Origin of the sequence: Paraburkholderia flagellata, assembly GCF_021390645.1 — a bacterium.
Classification (GTDB): Bacteria; Pseudomonadota; Gammaproteobacteria; order Burkholderiales; family Burkholderiaceae; genus Paraburkholderia; species Paraburkholderia flagellata.
The window spans coordinates 1,203,656-1,222,649 of the sequence record NZ_JAJEJT010000003.1 but is presented as its reverse complement, the minus strand read 5'-3'; the positions used below and the strand labels follow the sequence as shown (position 1 = coordinate 1,222,649).

15 protein-coding genes and 1 pseudogene are annotated in these 18,994 nt (G+C 59.7%); 5 read left to right on the top strand and 11 right to left on the bottom strand.

Annotation, left to right across the window (positions count from 1 at the left end):
* Positions 1-127 precede the first annotated feature (127 nt).
* From katG to L0U83_RS29185, 4 genes are all read right to left on the bottom strand, one after another.
* Positions 128-2,308, bottom strand: a complete 2,181-nt coding sequence (katG, locus tag L0U83_RS29200; protein WP_233887924.1) for a catalase/peroxidase HPI — start codon at positions 2,306-2,308, stop codon at positions 128-130.
* 532 nt (positions 2,309-2,840) lie between these two features.
* Positions 2,841-3,236: a BON domain-containing protein gene (locus L0U83_RS29195; protein WP_233887610.1), complete on the bottom strand. Its 396-nt coding sequence runs from the start codon at positions 3,234-3,236 to the stop codon at positions 2,841-2,843.
* Positions 3,233-3,931, bottom strand: a complete 699-nt coding sequence (locus L0U83_RS29190; RefSeq protein ID WP_233887609.1) for a phosphohydrolase — start codon at positions 3,929-3,931, stop codon at positions 3,233-3,235. The genes L0U83_RS29195 and L0U83_RS29190 overlap by 4 nt, the downstream gene beginning before the upstream one ends.
* A 161-nt stretch (positions 3,932-4,092) precedes the next feature.
* A complete protein-coding gene (locus tag L0U83_RS29185) occupies positions 4,093-5,076 on the bottom strand; it encodes an alpha/beta fold hydrolase (protein WP_233887608.1) in 984 nt (327 codons plus the stop codon).
* A gap of 217 nt (positions 5,077-5,293) precedes the next feature.
* On the opposite strand from L0U83_RS29185, the gene L0U83_RS29180 reads away from it, so the two are divergent.
* The 3 genes from L0U83_RS29180 to L0U83_RS29175 all read left to right on the top strand — a co-directional run bounded on the left by L0U83_RS29180 (position 5,294) and on the right by L0U83_RS29175 (position 9,833).
* Positions 5,294-5,482, top strand: coding sequence for a hypothetical protein (locus tag L0U83_RS29180; RefSeq protein ID WP_233887607.1), 189 nt, complete (start codon positions 5,294-5,296; stop codon positions 5,480-5,482).
* A 143-nt stretch (positions 5,483-5,625) separates the two neighbouring features.
* Entirely contained in the window at positions 5,626-6,186 is a 561-nt protein-coding gene (locus L0U83_RS40925) for a DUF3331 domain-containing protein (protein WP_373321124.1), read from the top strand.
* Between the two features lie 665 nt (positions 6,187-6,851).
* The gene (locus L0U83_RS29175; RefSeq protein WP_233887606.1) at positions 6,852-9,833 is read left to right on the top strand and encodes an ATP-binding protein; all 2,982 of its coding nucleotides are present in this window, start codon (positions 6,852-6,854) and stop codon (positions 9,831-9,833) included.
* Here L0U83_RS29175 and L0U83_RS29170 read toward each other — a convergent pair.
* The gene (locus L0U83_RS29170) at positions 9,776-10,765 is read right to left on the bottom strand and encodes an AraC family transcriptional regulator (RefSeq protein WP_233887605.1); all 990 of its coding nucleotides are present in this window, start codon (positions 10,763-10,765) and stop codon (positions 9,776-9,778) included. The genes L0U83_RS29175 and L0U83_RS29170 overlap by 58 nt on opposite strands.
* A gap of 205 nt (positions 10,766-10,970) precedes the next feature.
* A complete protein-coding gene (locus tag L0U83_RS40920) occupies positions 10,971-11,168 on the bottom strand; it encodes a hypothetical protein (protein ID WP_373321145.1) in 198 nt (65 codons plus the stop codon).
* 405 nt (positions 11,169-11,573) lie between these two features.
* On the opposite strand from L0U83_RS40920, the gene L0U83_RS29165 reads away from it, so the two are divergent.
* On the top strand, positions 11,574-13,052 hold the full coding sequence (locus tag L0U83_RS29165) for an ATP-binding protein (protein WP_233887604.1): 1,479 nt from the start codon (positions 11,574-11,576) through the stop codon (positions 13,050-13,052).
* Positions 13,053-13,352: 300 nt separating this feature from the next.
* Here the strand turns inward: L0U83_RS29165 and L0U83_RS29160 are convergent, their stop codons facing one another.
* The 5 genes from L0U83_RS29160 to L0U83_RS29140 form a co-directional block, all read right to left on the bottom strand.
* Positions 13,353-14,123 (bottom strand): alpha/beta hydrolase, encoded by a 771-nt coding sequence (locus tag L0U83_RS29160; RefSeq protein ID WP_233887603.1) that lies wholly within the window; start codon positions 14,121-14,123, stop codon positions 13,353-13,355.
* A 69-nt stretch (positions 14,124-14,192) separates the two neighbouring features.
* Positions 14,193-15,305 (bottom strand): alkene reductase, encoded by a 1,113-nt coding sequence (locus L0U83_RS29155; protein WP_233887602.1) that lies wholly within the window; start codon positions 15,303-15,305, stop codon positions 14,193-14,195.
* 56 nt (positions 15,306-15,361) lie between these two features.
* Positions 15,362-16,762 (bottom strand): NAD-dependent succinate-semialdehyde dehydrogenase, encoded by a 1,401-nt coding sequence (locus L0U83_RS29150; RefSeq protein ID WP_233887601.1) that lies wholly within the window; start codon positions 16,760-16,762, stop codon positions 15,362-15,364.
* A 98-nt stretch (positions 16,763-16,860) separates the two neighbouring features.
* Positions 16,861-17,664 (bottom strand): helix-turn-helix transcriptional regulator, encoded by an 804-nt coding sequence (locus L0U83_RS29145; RefSeq protein WP_233887600.1) that lies wholly within the window; start codon positions 17,662-17,664, stop codon positions 16,861-16,863.
* 513 nt (positions 17,665-18,177) lie between these two features.
* A complete protein-coding gene (locus L0U83_RS29140; RefSeq protein WP_233887599.1) occupies positions 18,178-18,429 on the bottom strand; it encodes a hypothetical protein in 252 nt (83 codons plus the stop codon).
* Between the two features lie 327 nt (positions 18,430-18,756).
* Here L0U83_RS29140 and L0U83_RS29135 point away from each other — a divergent pair.
* A pseudogene (locus tag L0U83_RS29135) lies at positions 18,757-18,918 on the top strand (IS6 family transposase); the annotation flags it as partial.
* Positions 18,919-18,994: the final 76 nt, after the last annotated feature.

The following is an 18,994-nucleotide window of genomic DNA, read 5'->3' as shown; positions in this document are numbered from 1 at the left end:
GAAAAAACGATTAAGTAGGTAAAGGCTTTGCGCAGCGGCGTCGGGCGCGCCTTCGACCGACAGCGAACCTTCCGCTGCGCCAGCCTCGATGGCAGGCGCCAGGCAGCCGGTTACCCGCTGCCCCGCTTTACGCGAGATCGAAGCGATCAGCGTTCATGACCTTGGTCCACGCGACAACGAAATCGCTGATGAAGCGCGCCTGGCCGTCCGCGCTGCCGTACACCTCTGCCAGCGCACGCAGGATTGAGTTCGAGCCGAACACGAGGTCCGCACGTGTGCCGGTCCATTTCGGCTGGCCCGTCTTGCGGTCACGGCCTTCGTAGATGTCGCCGGCGAGCTTCCACTCGGTGCTCATGTCGAGCAGATTGACGAAGAAGTCGTTGGTCAGCGCTCCAGGGGTCTTCGTGAAGACACCGTGGTTACTGCCGTCGGCGTTAATGTTGATAACGCGCAGACCGCCGATCAGCGCGGTCATTTCGGGCGCGGTCAGCGTCAGCAGTTGGGCCTTGTCGATCAGCAGGGCTTCGGCTTGAACCGGATGCGTGCCCTTCGTATAGTTGCGGAATGCATCGGCGATCGGCTCGAGCACGGCGAACGAGACGGTATCGGTCTGCTCGGTCTTAGCGTCGACGCGGCCCGGCGTGAACGGCATAGTGACGGCGACGCCCGCAGCCTTGGCCGCCATCTCGATACCAACGCCGCCGGCCAGCACGATCACATCTGCGAGTGAGGCCTTGCCCGAAGCCTTCTGGATTTCCTCCAGCTTCGCCAGGGTGCCGAGCACCGGCTGATTGATGGCCCAGCCGCTCTGCGGAGCGAGGCGGATGCGTGCGCCGTTGGCGCCGCCGCGCTTGTCCGATCCACGGAACGTCGAGGCTGAGGCCCAGGCCACGGCGACGAGTTCTGAAGCAGAGAGACCCGAAGTCGCGATCCTTGCCTTCAGGTCGGCGATGTCTGTTCCGCTCGGCATGTGCGCCCCGGCCGGAAGCGGGTCCTGCCAGATCAGATCTTCGCGCGGGACCTCCGGTCCCAGATAGCGCGACTTCGGCCCAAGATCGCGATGAGTCAGCTTGAACCACGCGCGCGCGAACGCCTCGGCAAATGCCTGTGGGTTGTTCAGGAAGCGGCGAGAAATCTCTTCATAGGCCGGGTCGAAGCGCAGTGAGAGATCAGTCGTCAGCATGGTCGGGCGGCGCTTCGGTGAATCCGGCGTCGGCCCAGGAATGACGGTCTCGGCGTCGCTTGCGACCCACTGGAGAGCGCCTGCCGGGCTCCTCTCCTGCACCCATTCGTACTTGAACAGGTTCTCGAAGAAAAAGTTACTCCACTGGGCAGGCGTCTGCGTCCATGTAACTTCGAGGCCGCTGGTGATCGAATCGGCCGCCTTGCCCGATTTATAGCTGCTGGCCCAGCCGAGGCCTTGTGCTTCGAGCGGCGCCGCTTCGACATCTGCGCCCACATGGCTTGCAGGACCCGCACCGTGCGTCTTGCCGAACGTGTGCCCGCCGGCGATCAGCGCGACGGTTTCCTCGTCCTCCATCGCCATGCGTGCGAAGGTCTCCCGGATATCGCGTGCAGCTGACAGCGGGTCGCCATTGCCATCCGGGCCTTCAGGGTTCACATAGATCAGGCCCATCTGGACCGCAGCGAGCGGATTGTCGAGGTCGCGCTCACCCGAGTAGCGACTAAGCTCATTGTTCGGATCGTTGCTGAGTGCAAGCCATTGCTTCTCCGCGCCCCAGTAGACATCGTTGTCCGGTTCCCAGGTATCTTCGCGACCACCGGCAAAACCGAATGTGCGAAAGCCCATCGTTTCTAGCGCAACATTTCCGGTCAGGATCAGCAGGTCGGCCCACGAGATCTGCTGGCCATACTTCTGCTTGATCGGCCACAGCAGACGACGCGACTTGTCGATATTGACGTTGTCGGGCCACGAATTGAGGGGCGCAAAGCGCTGCTGGCCGCGACCCGCGCCGCCACGGCCGTCGCCAGTGCGGTAGGTGCCTGCGGCATGCCAGGCCATGCGGACGAACTGCGGGCCATAGTGACCGAAGTCAGCCGGCCACCAGTCCTGCGAGTCCGTCATAAGCTTGCGCAGGTCGGCCTTGATCGCTTCATAGTCGAGTTTCTTGAATGCGTCGCGATAGTTGAATCCACCACCTAGCGGATCCGATTTCTCGGAGTGCTGGCTCAACAGGTCGACGCGTAGTTGATTGGGCCACCAGTCCTTGTTGGTCGTGCCGCCACTGGCAATGTGTACGGCGGGAGATTTATGGCCCGCAAACGGGCATTTGGCTTCAGATGACATGTTTCGCTGTCTCTCGTTGTAGGGGTAAAGTACATCTCCGGGACGTCCGCAGCGTACCGAGCCTGAGGAACGGAATGGGTTCACGCTATTCGATTCCGCCTCTTGCAATAATCCGATTTCGTCAATAATGGCTTCTTGAAGATTCAAATGAAAGCTGCGTTTCATCGGACTTTCTCAAGATACGCATCGCCGCATGGTATGGATGGACAGCTGTATGGACGGTTTTTATAAATTGATTAGGATACCTACTCATACCTATTCAATTTTGAGTATTGCCAGGTCCGCTAGTCAAGTTGACGGAGCCACACAAGTGGATTTACGCCCTGCGGGTGCCCGAGGATATCGACGCGTGAATCGCCCAAAAATTTGCCACCTCCCTGAATGGCGTACTCCATACGTTCAACGAGTCGCCCCGCAATCCGCGCAAGCCGGCGTAAAGCCGGCTGAGCTTTCGGGCAGCATGCGCCTGACCGGATGCCGGACTCACGCCGTGGCAGCTCCGCAGCGCATACGTCCACCGCCTCATGGCCGCTCAGTTGCCCGGCGTGCGCAATGTCAGTCGGTTGACGACCTGGCTCACGCCTTCCACGTCTTGCGCGTGCTGCTGCGCGGCCGCGATCTGGGTAGTCTCGGGAACCGATCCTGTGAGCGTGACAACACCCGTTTTCGCGAGCACGACGACGTTTGCCATTGCCACATCGCGCTGCTTCGTCAGCGCCTTGCGCACGTTTGCCGCCAGATGGCGGTCAGCGAGTTTCGCTGCCTTGTGAGCCGCTTTGCGCGCCGCTTTATCCTGTGCCGCACCCGACGCGGCGTACGGCACTTGCGCCACGACAGGCGGCGAATAAGACGTTGCCGCATCGGCGGCCAAGGCCTGAACGCTTGTAAATGCGAGTGCGGCCAGCATCGGAATGAAACAGTGCTTCATGATTTATGTCTTCTTGAGTGAGAAAAAAAGTTGTTGTCCGGCTGAGTCCAGCGCGAGCCGAGAATGAGCCCGCAATAATTCAGCCGGCAGTAGTCGGGATCGAGGCGGGCAAGAATGTCCGCGCTCCACGTGCCGCTCGTCGTCTGCGGACGATGGGCGACACCGCTGCCTATCGCCCGGATCACGTCTTCGCTGAACGTGGCTCCGCGCGGATAGGCTGCGAGAATGGCCGCGTGCTCGGCGCACGTATAAGCGTCATAGTTCGCACCGACTAGATCGGTCCCCGCGGCTCGCGCCAGCAGCCGCGCAAGTGGCGAAACATGCTCTGGAATGCCCGGCGTGGTGTGCAGCGCGATCGCACGCCACACGTCCTCGGCCACGCGCGGCGAGACCCCCGCAAGCAGCACGCGCGCCGCGTCCGCGCTGTCCACCTCATAACGCGAGCTCGAGTGCGCATAGGCTGGGCTCAGGCCCATGTTCGCGTACATCGCGCTCACGTAGAGGATTTCGGCGTCGCATGCATGCCGCTCGCTAAGGGCGGCGAGCGCAGCGAACACGAACACACGATGAGCGTGTCCCACCAGAACCGGATCGAGCACGGCGCAGACGTTCTCGACGGCGAGCGCCGCGAGCGCGGTGCGCGGAATACACACGCCCGCCACTTCGTCCGGTGTTGCCGCAAGCTCATATTTCATGACGCGCTCCTTGCCCACGCCTGTCGCGATGCGCGAGCGAATGCTATCGGTCTCTCCACGGGGTTCGAGTTCGCGCGCTTTTCGGACGACTCTGGCCTCGCCTTTGCAATGCGTGCCGGCGCAGCCGAAGAGCCTCCGGACAGCTTTCCTCGAAACCGGCCTTATGCCCTCAGGAACGCCAGCAGATCCGCGTTCACCTGGGCGAAATGCGTGCTGCACATACCATGCGGCGCGCCCGGATAGACTTTGAGGGTGGCGTGCTTGATGAGCTTCACCGACAGACGCGCAGAATCATCGATCGGCACGATCTGATCATCGTCGCCGTGGAGGATGAGGGTTGGCATGTCCATCCTCTTCAGGTCTTCCGTGTAGTCGACCTCGGAGAACTGCTTGATGCACTCGTACTGGCCTTTGATCGAGCCTTGCATGCCCTGCCGCCAGAAGTCCTGAACGAGACCCTGCGACACCTTTGCGTTAGGGCGGTTGAAGCCATAGAACGGCGTTGCGAGGTCGAGATAGAACTGCGAGCGATTGGCTGCTACGCCGTCGCGAATGCCGTCGAAAACGGGCATGGGCAGGCCACCGGGATTGGTCGCCGACTTGACCATCTGCGGCGGCACGGCACCGATCAACACTACCTTTGTCACCCGTTTCGAACCGTGCCGGCCGATGTAGTGCGCGACCTCACCGCCGCCCGTCGAATGGCCGACGAGCATGGCGTTGTGCACATCGAGCGCGTCGAGCACAGCCGCCAGATCATCTGCATAGGTATCCATATCGTTTCCGGCAAATGGCTGGCCCGAGCGGCCGTGCCCGCGACGGTCATGTGCGATCACGCGATATCCCTGACTTACCAGATAGAGCATCTGCGGATCCCACGCATCCGCCGAAAGCGGCCAGCCGTGCGAGAAGACCACCGGGGCGCCCGTGCCCCAGGCCTTGACGTAGATCTCGGTGCCATCCTTGGCCTTCACGTAGCTGCCGTTACGCTGATGCTCGTTGGCAGTATGCGAGGCCGTGCCGCCGGCAGCCGACGCCACCGCGGGCAGACCCGACATGGCGACCGTACCGACCACGCCTGCGCCAACCGAAAGAATTCTGCGTCGCGTCCGCGACGGCGCGATCGTACTCTCTTGCAAACTCATCCTTGTTCTCCCTCGTTGCATACCCCTACGCGCGGTGGCGCGTGATGAGTCCGCACGTTGCTGTTGTCCACGATGCAAGCGGGCCACACCCTGCATCGGGAACGAAGCTTAGTGGCGCGGAAATAAAAGATCCTTTTCCGGCATTTAAATATGCTTAATGCCTCAGTCAGATGCCGGCAGGGCTCCGGTTGCCGGCTAAGGCCACCCATGATCTGCGTTGCCGAGTTCGCTCGAAAGCGGCGGCGCGAATCTCTTCGCGTCCGGCGGCCCGTTCATCGCCAACCCAAACCGCTCTGCATATTTGCGTGCCGCGCTGCGCCTCAACATGGCCGGCCTGGACACATTCTTTAGCGGCAACGGGCCAAGCCATATCGGCTATCCGGCCTTTGTATCCATCCCTAACTAACATCGCAGTGACATGCGGCCAGCGGGCTGTTGCCGGCTGGCGCCCTTGCTGCGCCTTCGGCGGTTCAGTTTTTTTTACCTTCCTGCGCAGGACCTTTTAGCAGTAGCGATCCACAATAGCGTCACCTGTGCGGCCTCAACGCGATGTTGTCCCGCGTGGCGCCCGGAACGGCAACACGCCCAGGCGGCCTTGCCTGTCCCCAATCGCATGCTTACTTACGATACAGAACTGACCAAATGGCCCCCTGCGCAAACGACGACCCGTGGAAGCAAACCATCGTCTCACTCGAACGAGCCTCTCGCGCGTCCGCGGACATCGAGGCCATGCATCAGGAAAGCGCAACGCGCAAAACGGATCGCGGGCGGACGCGGCATGGGACAGCTCGATCGGCTTCCCACGTTCCGTTTTCTGGCCATATCCGCATACTCGAACGCGTTTCGAGTACAGTTGTCTCGCTCTGCTGGTATGACGCCACGTGCGGCCATTACGCGGATCAACTTTGGAAACGCACCCGTTCGCGCCACAAGACGGTTTGCACCCTGACGGGCAGGACCGTCAACCGTGGCGACCCCGTCTACCGCCCCTCTCGGCGTGGCACCCAGCCGGGCAACGCGAACCACACAATTCTCGCTAGCGTGCTGGAGTCCTCCGGGGGGCTCGATGTTCATTTGGCATCGGCCCGTCGATTCGAACTGGAGCACTAACCGGTATTTCCGTCGAGGTCCGCGACGCCGTGCGCAACACGCGACGAAACACGGGGACAGGCGGCAGCCCCGCTCACGACTTCGCTCCCCCGCTTGACGTACGGTGACCGATTCGAGGGCGGAGGCGCCTTCCTTCCGGTCTCGCCCCTCTTGCGGCATGTCTGGATTCCGCTCATATGGCAGGAAGACGTACTTGACGTTTTCGCTTGCGCCGTTCGTCGTCACGGTGTCCTCAAGCTGCCTTTCGTCAATCCAGCACTCCGGACAAGTGAAATCGTGTGTGGTACGAGTTACAAGCGGCTCCATCGCCACGTTACGAAAAAACCGGCTCTCGCGTGACATTTATACATGCTGCCTGACAAGCGCCAATGCCGCGTACCGCGCTGCGCGACTATGAGTAAAACAGACGATACCGGCTCTCTGGCGAGTTTGAGGCCAATCTATTCGCCTTGATCTGCGCATTTTTGTTCAAGACGTCTCACTAATCCTTGCTTACACTTCGCCGTGCGGATCGTCACATTGAAAGATGCGATGCAACGCTCATTCGCGTCCCGGCAGACCCGGAACGCAAAAATGGCTCTGCATTGGGGGCCTCTCGCTGCTTCGCCTACGATCGATCGGATGCACCGTCAAGATAATCACGCTCTGGCCAGCCGGAGACGACCATGATTCAAATAGGATCGTTGCAGGTCAGTTTCGATCAGCGAAACATTCAGCAGAATGGCCGTTCGCTGCGAGTTGGCACGCGCGCTTTCGATATTCTCGAAGTACTTTATCGTGCCAATGGCGCCATTTTGTCGAAAGACGAAATCATGGAGGCGGTCTGGCCGGACCAGATCGTCGAAGAGAATCGACTGCAGGTGCATATCGTGGCATTGCGCAAGCTGCTCGGCGCCGAACGCGATCTGATCAAGACCGTACCGGGGCGAGGTTATCTGTTGATCGCCGGGCACGCTCAGACGACCGATGCGGGCGAGGCTGGTCCGCAAACCGTAACCGCACTTCAGCTGCCCGCACTCCCTCCGCTTGTCTCGCCCTTGATCGGGCGCGCCGCAGAGATCGAACGACTCCGCGACCACCTCGAACAAGGACAGGTCACGACAATCGTCGGCGCGGGCGGCGTCGGCAAGACCGCGCTCGCCCTTCACGTTGCCAATGAAGTCCATTGTCGAAGCGGCGGGGCGAAATGCTTCGTAGAACTTGCCATGGCGTCATCCAGCGAGGATGTCTCCGACATCCTCGCTGACGCGCTGAAGTTTCCCATGGATGGTAGACAGCGCCGCACGGACACGCTATACGATGTCTTCGCCGAGTCCATAGGCCTCCTGGTGCTCGACAACGCCGAGCATGTGATCGAAGTCGTGGCCCGGCTCGTGGAGGCACTGGTGGCGCGCAATTCGTCAATGCGCGTGCTCGTGACGAGCCGCGAAACCCTGCACATTCGCACTGAATCCGTGCTGCGCCTCGAACCGCTTGCCGTCCCCAAAACCGGACTAACAACACAGGAGATGCTCGCACATTCAGCGGTCGAACTGTTCTTGTGCCGTGCCCGATCACTCGCAATGGACTGCGCCTCCGACGAAAAGAGCATCATACTGGCCGCCGACATCTGCCGGCGGCTCGACGGTCTGCCGCTTGCCATTGAACTCGCTGCGGCACGGGTGGCGACTCTCGGTGTCGAGGGCGTGGCTTCGCGGCTCGACCTACAATTGGACCTTCTCACCGGTGGCCCGCGTTCTGCACTGCCGCGGCACCAAACCTTGCGCGCGACGTTCGAGTGGAGCTACGCGCTGCTCGATGCGCCATCGCGTATCCTCTTCCGCCGCCTCGGGTATTTTACGGACACTTTCACGTTCGATGCGGTCTGCGCCGTCGCGGCGGACCCCGGCGTGTCGATCGCAGTGGTCGTTTCGACTCTCGGGGAACTCGCGACCAAGTCGCTTTTGAACGTAGAGTTTCACGGTCCAATCGCAACGTACCGGCTGACCAAGAGCACGCGCGCCTACGCGATGGAGAAACTGCGCGACGAAGGAGAAGTGCACGTCCTCGCTTCCCGGCACATTCGCTACATGAACAAGCGGATTGAAGCGAACGGACTCATACACGCGGAAGTCAGCTGGCACGGCACGGATCTCAAAGCGCGTCTTTCGCTTGACGAAGCTCGCGCCGAATACGACCGGGCCTTCTCCGAGAACGGCGACCCGGCCCAGGGCATCGCGCTCGCGGGGGTGCTGGTCGGTACGCTGCACGATGCATCGCTCTTCCGTGAATGCTGCGAACGGGCACGGCGCGCGCTAGATGTGCTCGACACCCTGCCGACCGGCTCCGTCGACGTTGTCTACGAAATGCGACTGTGCGCAGCCTACGCTTCCGCGCTCGTGTACGCGGGCGAGCATGTCGAGACTGCAATATCGTTTTGGCAACGCGTGTTGCGACTCGCGCAAGCAAGGCGCGATGACGCGTTTGTGACTCGAGCCCTGTGGGGTCTCTGGAACACTGCGCTGTTGATCGCCGATATTCGCGCATCGATTTGCTACGCCACACGCATGCAGCAGGCCACTGAGCATGGCGATCCACGCGGCGAGCGGCTGCTGGCGGGCGCAATGCTGGGCATTTCGCTCCATTGCTTCGGCGAGCACGAGCAAGCCCGGGAACGCCTCGAGGTCGCCGTTGCTGCGCTCGATGAACCGGGCTCGGAGCCGTTGCCCCGCGGCGCGCGCGGCGTGGACCCGCTCACGTTCTGCAAGGGCACGCTTGCTCGCCTTGCCTGGCTTCAGGGGAAGCCTGCGCACGCATTGCAGCTCGTGCAATCCTCGCTTAACCTGGCCCGCCGGGATACGCTGGAGCCATCGCTCAGCCATCTACTTGCCGCCGTGGCCGTGCCGATCGCGCTTCAATGTGGCGACTTGCTGGCCGCATCGCGGTATCTCGCCCTATTGCGCTCGCAAGTGGCGACCCACCACTTCGCGGCCTGGGAAGACTACGCGGAATGTCTGTCCATCCAGATCGATCTTCAGTCCGACGCTGAAGCGCCAGCACTCGAGAGGCTCGAGCCTGCCCTGCAGCGACTTGTTACGCGTGGCTTCCGGCGCGTAATTGCGCCATTCATTGTGTTGAGTGCCGAGGCGTTCGCGAACGCCCACCGTTTTGCGGAGGCCCGTGCGAGACTGGACGACGCGATCAAGCGCAGCGAAACCCACAGCGAATATTATTTCTTGCCCGAACTGCTTCGGGCCAGAGGCTGGGTGGAGCTCCAGCACGCGCGCGCGCTGGATGGCTCAGCGCACGAGGAGCGCATGCATTGCGAATTGCAAGGACGCCACTTTCTGAACACTGCGATGGCGCTAGCGAGCGAACACGGCGCGGTGATGTGGAAATTGCGCGCCGCGCTCGACCTCGCCACGTATCACATCGAAAGAGACGAGGTCGCTCAGGCCGTGGTGCTTCTTGCGCAGTTTGACGCCCTCATCGACCTCAGCTCGCCGGCACCCGATATCAAGCGTCTTGGCCAACTCCGCCAGCGGCTCAGCGCAGCGGCTGCTCCGAATGCCCGCGTGAGTGCTACGCCCTGGTATCCTTGCCTGCCTGATCAGGCGCGCGTCCGGCGCAGAGTTTCGCTGGGCAATTCGCCGTACTGGCGATGGTAGGCGGCAGCAAAGCGCCCCAGTTGACTAAAGCCCCAGCGTAGCGCGACGCTGGTTACGTTATGAGGTTGGGTCGGGTCCAGCAATTCCATGCGAACCCTTTCCAGACGCAATGCGCGAAGGTGGCGCATAGGCGTGGTGCAGAGGAACCTGGCGAAGCCATCGTATAGCAAGCGCACACTTACCTGAGCCTCTTCGGCCAGCTTTTCGACGGTGAGTGGAGCGTCCAGGTGGGCGCGCATGTAGTCGTCGGCGATGCGTACGTGGCGAGGCCGAGCGTCTGGCGTAGGGCCGCGCATGCTTTGCAGTTGTTCGATTGCGGTATTGGGTTGCCATGCGAGCAGCCCAGAAAACAGCATCTGTTCAAACTGAGCACGCACCAACGGAAAGCTCAAAAGGGAGGCTAGACCCTGACCGGAATCGGCCATGATCTGCTGCACGGTCTGCATCCAGACGAATCCGCCACGCGAACCCGTATCCATGACATGCTGGAATTCGAGCGGTCGGCGCAACGGCGCGCCGATCATCCCAGCCGCATGGCGCTCAAGCTCCGCGCGGTCGAGCAGGATTGCCAGTTTGAGGCAATTCTCACTCAAGCACATCGCGAATGGTTCATCGACTCCGCTGATGGTAGCAACCTCGGGAGTGCTGAGGACCTCGCGCTTTCCGAGTCGGAAGTAGTCGTATCCGGACAGCGTCAACTGCACCATTACGTTGGCGTCAAGCCCTTTGGCATTGATGCAGACCCGCGGCCCATAAGAGATGAAGTTGAAGCTGCATGTGTCGAGCTGGATATGCCGGTGGGTATAGTCCAGAGTGCTGCCACGCCGTTTCAGGGTCAGACTATGATCAGAAAAAATCGCGGCGACGAGGTCGCGCGCCTCGTCCAGCTCATGCGAAGCCAGATTACGCACAGTGAATCGGGAGTCGGTCATCAGGTCGAATCTATCACCCAATAAATAGGTGTCAAATGGGTGTGAATTTGAGGGGTGGCTCGCTCAGCGAGACGGCTTGGTTTAAAAACTCAAACCGGTACAGCGTTAGGGATTCACAATAGACAGCGACTTCTGGCAAATGTTCCAATGCGGGGCGGTACATGATGCCACCGGAAACCGACTACCAGGACGCCCGTCAAAACAATTAGGTCTGAAACGCGAAAAATCGCTTTCGATAGTCGGCCGGGCCGACATACAAGCTTCGCATGAAACTGCGCCGCATGACCTCCTCGGAAGAGAATCCGCGTTGCACAGAAACGGCCTTGATCGAGATGCGCCGCGACTCGATCAAATTGCACGAACGTTCGATACGCAACCGCTCAATTGCGCGCGCCAGCGTTATGCCCGTGCGCTCTACGTAAAATCGCGGTCACACTTACTGACGCCCAGAACGCCCCATCGCGAAACTATATGGCATTTTGCTCGACGCTCAATGATGGAAATTCCGTCTGCAAAGTCATCACAGGCTACCCAGGGGGTCACCTTTCTTCCGTTCCCTGGTTTCCGGACTGCCAAATTCAGGACTGAACTGCAGCGGGAATTAAATTTAGAGGTTCCATTCTGCACAAACCGTACTGGCTTTGCAGTAATCGAATAGGCGATCTCATTCCCGTGCAGCGAGAATGCATAAAGTGCATGTCTACACCTCTTTTCTCACAGCTCACTAACGGGACGAGCGTAATACTCGAATACTCGCCGTTGCGAATCCTTAGCAGCAACACATCGCCGCATAGTCGGCTGAACAGACATGAATCACCCGATAGCAGACTCCCGATCGATCAATCCCCACGCACCCGTCATTCAGGTTGGCGAATGCGAGCTGGACCTCCGCGTAAGGGCGCTACGCCGCGGCGGCAATGTGGTGAGTCTCGGATCGCGCGCCTTCGATGTTCTCGCCACCATGGCCTTGGCGGAAGGACGTATTGTCTCCAAAAGAGAACTCTTGGAGGCGGCCTGGCCCGACACGATCGTCAAGGAAAACAACATCGATGTACAGCTTTCAGCGATCCGCAAGGCACTGGGCACGGACCGCAATCTGATACAAACTGTACCGGGGCGTGGCTATCAACTTGCTGCGGCTGTGCCCGAAACGCCGATCATGCCGTCGTCGCAACACGGATTTGGGGCAACACCCGAGCCCGATTGCCTGCCCGTACGCGAAACGTTGTTCGGGCGTGAAGCCGCAATCGCTGAAATACGTTCGATGATCGACTCGACTCGCGTCGTGACGCTCGTCGGCGCAGGCGGCATCGGCAAGACGAGAATCGCAATGGAAATCGCGCACCGGCTCGCTGCGGAACAGGCTGTCGACGTCCGCCTTGTCGAATTCGTCGCGCACGGCACGCAAAGTGCTGTCGTCCGTGCGTTCGCGGACGTCTGCGACCGCCCCTTTACCGAGGTAAATCCGGACCTGCGCAGCGTGGCGAGTGCGCTGGCCAGCATGCGCGGTGTGCTCGTCATCGACAACGCCGAGCATGTCGTTGAGCACGTCGCCAAACTCGTCGGGATGATCAGCCATGCCAATCCCCAAGTCCGGATTCTCATCACCAGCCGGTTCCGTCTACGTGTGCCTCACGAAGCCGTCTATCGTGTCGGCCCGCTCTCACTCCCCTACGCTGCCGACTGCCGGGACGCCATGCTCCGCTCCCCGTCAATCAGTCTCTTCTTGACACGGTTCTTCTCGAACGGCGTGCATGCCGACGTAAGCGACGAACGACTCCGAGTCGTCGAAGAGATATGCCGACGTCTTGAGGGCATACCGCTCGCGCTTGAACTGGCGGCCGGACGAGCTTCCGTACTCGGTCTGACAGGCATCTGTGAGGGCCTCGACGAACCTCTGCTCTATCTTGCCGGCGGCTATCGCACCGCCCAGCCCAGACATCGGACCTTGCGGGCCACATTTGACTGGAGCTTCGAGATGCTCGATACCGCCGAGCGAATCGTATTCAGGCGTCTGAGCGTGTTCAATCGCGCGTTCAGCCTGGAGGCGGCGTGCACAATCGTACGCGATGCCACGCTTACCAATGAAGCCGTGATGGATTGTGTCGGCGAACTGGTCGACAAATCACTCATCGAGATTCAATTCGAAGGCTCGGAGGTGAAATACCGTCTATCAGCGCCGGCTCGCGCCTACGGCCGCGAGAAACTGTTCGCCGAAGGCGAGATCTCCACGATTTCCGAGCGGCATAAGCTCTATCTCAGCGAGCGGACTCCATATAAGCGCTAATTTGTCCGCTAGTCCGGCTAGCGTACCTTGCCAGGGTAGTGAAATCTAGAGTCCTTAAGATAACGATTTATCGCCCGAAGAGCGGCAGCAAAGTTCGCGTCATTGCGTAAAACAGATACGCGTAGAGTCTGGACTTGACGGAGCCCGGACTCCGCCAACACCTCGTTTAGGCCGACGTCGATGATGCTCTTTCCGATGTCGCGGGAGGTTCGAAATGTGTCTGCTTTCGCGCGCAGGAATCTAAACACCGAGTTGACCAGTTGTTTATTAACCTCGCGAGAGAAGTCCGGGCAAATGCACTCATCGGTTGCCAGTCTCGGTGGCTGCGCGTTCGATCACTCCAGCCACGTCGGATGGATGGGAAAGGTAAGCTGCATGGCTCGACGCAACTTCAACGATCGCGCTATTCGCTCGCTTGGCCATCCAGCGTTCGAGGTTCGGATTTACGGTTCGATCCGCGCTAGCGACGATGGCCCAACTCGGTCTTGCTCTCCAGGCAGGCTGCGTTACTGGCGCGGTGAACGACTCGACAGCCGGCATAACCTGTGAGCTTGCCATAAACGCAGTCTCAGCCTCCGGCACGTCAGCGGCAAAGTCGGCCCTGAAGTGTGAAGGCTCGAGATATAAGTGGCCATCGCGGGTCGACTTGATCGCCTTCGTCGTCGCGGGCATCTTCTCAGTCAGGCTGTGCAGGCTTTCGCCGGCCTCCGGTTGAAAAGCGGCGACGTACACGAGACCTGCAACACGAGCATCGTTGCCCGCCTCGGTGATCACTGCTCCGCCATAACTGTGACCTACGAGAATAGTCGGGCCGTCCTGAGCGTCGACGATCCGTTTTGTCGCGGCGATATCGTCCTTAAATGAAGTCTCAGGCATTTGGACCACTGAGACCTTATAGCCGTCCCGGGTCAGGATCTCGGATACGGCTTGCCACCCGGATCCATCGGCAAAGTACCCGTGGACCAGCACGACGTTTTTGACGGGAGAGGCCATAGCGGCCTGCGCGGCAAGTCCCGTTGCGCTGAAGGCTACGGCAGTGGCAATGCGGCGAATATTTTTCATAATTTTCATTGCAGACTCCAGGAATGCAGAATGATTGAGTACGTGTCTTCGACGCGATCGGCAGATATTTCGGATTGCTCAAGCCTCGATAGCCGAACGATGCATATCAGGCCAGTCTGAGTAACCGGTCGAATCGCCGCCATACCAGTATTGTTTGGGCGCTTCTACGAGGCGAGCGCCCACGCGAAGGCGATCAACGAGGTCCGGATTGGCGATAAAGGGGCGGCCGATACTGAACAGATCGGCGTTGCCTGCCGCCAGCGTTTCTTCAGCCAAGCTAAGTGTGTACTGATTGTTTGCGATGTACGCGCCTTTGAATCGGCTACGCAGCGCTGCGAAGCTGACTGCCCTGTCTGTTTCCCGGCTCAACTGGGTCTCGCCTTCGATGTCGTGGATATAGAGCAGTCGCAGCTCCGACAAAGCGTCCACGTACGCTCCGAAGGTCGCCGTGGTGTCGCTATCAGGCGGCGTCTCTCCCGGCGACGTGGTCACTGGCGAGATGCGGATACCCACGCGTTCGCTACCCCAAACTTCGATTACGGCTTTGGTGACCGCCAACGGGAAGCGCAGCCGGTTCTCGATCGAACCACCGTACTCATCCGTACGGTGATTGGTACTGTCACGAACAAACTGCTCAAGCAGGTAGTTGTTGGCAGAGTGAATTTCGACCCCGTCGAAGCCCGCAAGCTTCGCGTTTGCGGCAGCATGGCGATAATCTTCAACAATCCGCGGGATCTCCTCAGCATGCAGCTCGCGGGGAGTGACGAAGTCCTTCATGCCATCGTGCACGCGTATCTGGCCCCGCGGCCGGATGGCGGAAGGTGCGACGGGCAACCCGCCATTGTGCATGTCAGGGTGGGACATGCGTCCTGTATGCCAGAGCTGCAGGAAGATTTTCCCTTCGCGTCGATGGACGGCGTCAGTGACGCGCTTCCAGGCAGCGACCTGCTCTTCGGTCCAGATTCCCGGCGTGCGAGGATAACCGCGAGCCTGCGCCGAGATGTTGGTCGCTTCAGTGATAATCAGACCGGCGCCGGCACGTTGCGCATAATAGTCAGCCGCGTAGTCGGGTGGCACGCCTGCATCGTCGGAGCGGCTGCGAGTCATCGGCGCCATGACAATGCGATTCTTCAGTTGCAGATTGCCGATAGTAACTGGGTTCAGTACGGAACTAACGGATGCCGTTTTCATAATCGGATCTCCAGATTGGTGACGCAAATTTGCTCAGGAATGTCGAGATACACGAATCAGTCGACTGTTTTAGCCCACACAGCTTGAGCGTTGGTGAACTCGCGCAGACCAAAATGCGAAAGCTCCCGTCCGTATCCGCTCTTCTTGACGCCGCCGACAGGGATGCGCGGGTTCGAAGCGGAGAAACCGTTGATGAATACGCCCCCCGTTTCAAGGCGACGCGCGATTCGCTGGGCACGTGCGACATCGCGGGTCCAGAGGCTTCCACCAAGCCCGTAGTCGCTCGTATTGGCGAGTTCAATCGCGTGGTTGACGTTATCGGCCACGGTGACTGCGGCAACCGGACCAAAAGTCTCTTCATCGAATGCGGCCATACCCGGCACGACATCCGCAATTACGGTCGGCTCATAGTAATTGCCAACACCTTCGACCTTTCTGCCACCGAGAAGCAGCGTCGCACCTGCCTCGATTGTGCGTTCGACCTGAAGGTGCAGTTCGTCGCGCAGATCGGCGCGCGCCATTGGTCCAATAATACTCGCGGGGTCGCGCGGATCACCGGCTATAATCTGCCGAACTGCTGCGACAAACTTGCGGGTGAACTCCTCGGCGATAGGTCGTTCGACAATGAAGCGCTTTGCGGCAAGACAGACCTGGCCGGCATTTTGAAACCGTGCCTCGATCGCAGCTTTGACGGCAAGGTCGATATTGGCATCGGCGAGCACGATGAAGGCGTCAGCTCCGCCGAGTTCCAGAAGCGTTTTCTTGAGCGCGCGGCCCGCCGTGGAGGCGACGGCTGCACCCGCACGCATACTGCCCGTCAGGGTGACTGCCGCGACACGGGGGTCTTCGATCACACGAGCAACCGTCTCGTTGTCGGCATTCAGATTCACAAAGAGGCCAATTGGGAAGCCTGCGACTTCGAAAGCCTCTTGCAATGCAAATGCCGAACCCATCACGTTGGGTGCGTGCTTGAGGATAAAGCCATTGCCCGACAGCATGATCGGAGCTGCGGCGCGAATTACCTGCCACAGCGGGAAGTTCCACGGCATGACCGCGAGGATTGAGCCGATCGGCAAATACGAGATGTGCACCTCGTCACCCTCGACCGGAGCCGGCTCGTCGGCCAGAAAGGCAGGACCGTGCTCAGCGATCCAGTCGATCGCCGCAGCACACTTTTCAACCTCCGCTCGTGCGGCTGCAAGCGTTTTGCCCATCTCAGAGGTGATCACGGATGCAAGCGCTTCCGAGCGATCACGCAACGTGGCAGACAGACGTCGGTAGGTCGCGACCCGCACGGCCATCGGGGTGGCGCGCCACAGCCGGAAGGCCGCGGCATTGTCCTCAAGCATGCGTTCGACTTCGTCCGCAGTCTGGAACCCATAATGGGCAATGACTTCGTCAGTTGCGGGGTTACGCGAAGTTGCGCCGACGGTAAAGGGGATGTTCAAGTTCGACATGTTTGCCTCTGTGAAGTGACGTTAAAAGCAGTGGGAAAGTCGCTGCAGTGACGTCACTTTAGGCAAATCAAATCGGGCGAAGAAGGCGTCTTGTGATCCTATGAGTCGGAGTCACTGGCAGAGTGTCGGGGGATGTACGTGACGACCGACAGGTCGGGTCTGCCCGTCGGCGTCAGCGCGATGTAGGTAAATTCGATGTGGCCGCCATTTGGATGGCGAAGTCGTTTGTCGCCTTCGTCGAACCCCTTGACATCGATATCTTGCCACCAGGCACGAAACTCGGGACTTAGCTCCGTAAGTTCATCAACTAGGCTGTCAAACGGTGCTTTGTCCTGTGACTGGGCGCGAGCAGCGCGAAATGCGGAGATCATGCCCCGGGTCATCTGCTCCCAGTCGAGAATCAGCGTTCTATACGGCTTGTACAAGAACAGCAGGCGCAAAGTATTGCGTTCATGCGGCTGCAAGGAACCATAGTCGACAAACAGGTCTGCGATCGCGTCGTTCCAGGCAAGGATGTCAAGGCGGGTGTTACGGACGTAAGCGGGCACGTTGATCGATCGAACCAGCAGTTCCAGGCCTTCGCTTACGCCGCCACCGGTCGGTACCTGTGAGAGTTCACGCGAGGACAGCGCAAACAGATGAGCCGATCCGATGCTATCGAGCTTGAGCACGCTGGAAATCCTTCGCAACGCGTCAGCGGACGGTTGAATGTCGCGCCCTTGCTCGAGCCAGGTGTACCAGCTTACGCTTACGCCTGCCAGCACCGCAACTTCCTCTCGTCGCAAGCCGGGAGTGCGACGTGGACCATCCGGCAAACCATATTCTGCGGGCTTCAATCTGGCGCGACGGCTCGAAAGGAACGCGCCAAGCTCACGCCGTTGTTCTGGAGTTGGTCTCTTCATTTTTCATTCAAAGGAAAAAAGGCATACGATATCGTCGCATGCGTTTACGTCATCTTCGATAGATTGATACACAGATCAAATTTCATATTCGATCATGCCTGAATTGGAATAAAATCCGCCTGGAAGTGTTCCGACTGGGGCACACCTAACGCGTGTCGTGGTCAGGAAAAAATCACCGGCAGTACACGCTACACAATGGCCTTGTCGTGCGGCGCGGGTCAGCAAATGACGTTGCATGTGCAACGTCATTGCACGTCACATGCGAATTGTGCGCGTTTAGGAGCGGTGCCGCGAGCCAACTAATGGCTCATCTGGCTGTCGTCGCCATTGGTCGGCCGGAATGCGTGAACGCCAACGTGCTAAGCAGTGACCTGCTTCAATGCGCAGGCAATCTGCTCGTCGGTGAATTTGCTCTTCTTCACGGCATGACCTCCTGGCCGAGGTATCAACACCATGCCGGAATTTTCCAGTTTCAAATGAGACGGTTTTCTGGGCCAGGGTCACTACGAACCGTCACGAGTCTTCCTGTTCATAGAAGGATACGTGTTCACCCGTCGACGATTGCTTGCCGAGCTTGCCTTCATTTTCCATCGCGTCCTGCCACGCCAGCAGGGCATTCGCGACGGCGTCCTTCTCGCCGCTGAAGGACAGCACCGTCTCCCCGAACGACGGACAGATGCCGCCGAATGCAGCCTGGATACCCGCCATGCTTCGCCTGTCGAGCGCGTCGAGATCGCTGAATGCGGTCTTCCATGCACCGCACACCAGCTTCTCCCGGACGCAAAGCCTCAATCTTCGCCTTTACGTGCGCGGCGCGTTGCTCCTACGTGCGGTGTTGTCTTGCCTGTACTATCGCACCTGCTCCGTTTGCTGTTAACCGGTAGTGGCCCGATTCTCCGTGATGCCAGGGGTTCGGTTCATTCCGGGGAAAAACCAATATTTTACCGGTCACGAGAATTCGCCAACACCGAACGCGTATGCTCCCTGGAATTCGCTACTCTGAAGGAGGATAAACTGCGGGGCTCCGGTGCAAATCGAGCCACCGGTAGGTTAAGCTCGGGTTTTGACGAGCGCGAGCAGGCTATGAGTTAGCTGGGAGACATCGACAGGCTGTTCACCGGCCGCCACTTTGGCCGCGAAGTCATCGTCCTGTGTGTGCGTTGGTACCTGCGTTGCAAGCTCAGCCTTCGAGACCTCGTTGAAATAATGACCGCGCGCGGGCTGTCGCTGGCGCGCACCACGATCATGCGCTGGGGATTTGAACAATTTGTTCGAGCCGGATCATCGCAACATCAAGTTCCGGGTCAATGCAATGCTCGGCCTCAAACAC